This is a genomic window from Stenotrophomonas sp. HMWF003 (genome assembly GCF_003061285.1).
Classification (GTDB): domain Bacteria; phylum Pseudomonadota; class Gammaproteobacteria; order Xanthomonadales; family Xanthomonadaceae; genus Stenotrophomonas; species Stenotrophomonas maltophilia_AP.
This window is the reverse complement of sequence record NZ_QAIW01000468.1, coordinates 478-732: the sequence shown is the minus strand read 5'-3', so window position 1 is coordinate 732 and position 255 is coordinate 478. Positions and strand designations below refer to the sequence as shown.

Annotated in this window: 1 pseudogene; it reads left to right on the top strand. The window is 71.4% G+C overall.

From position 1 onward, the window contains the following. Nucleotides 1-255 (top strand): annotated as a pseudogene (locus DBR34_RS24475) (RpoH suppressor); the annotation flags it as partial.

Genomic DNA, 255 nt, shown 5'->3' with positions numbered 1-255 from the left:
GCTTCATCTACGGCCTGTTCCAGCCCGCACATGGCGCGCGCACTGCCTACCGCCTGCTGGTCATGCTCACCGGCAAATCCAGCCTGCCGCGCAAGATCGCCTGCCTGCTGGCCGCCGTATTCGCCATCGCGCCGCTGGAGCTGCTGGCCGCGTTGATCGGCCTGCTCGGCATCGGCTGGCTGGCCGGCGGCGTGGCCGGGGTCTGGGCGACGCTGCTGCCGTCACTGCTGTGTGCCTACGGCGCGGGCGTGCTGG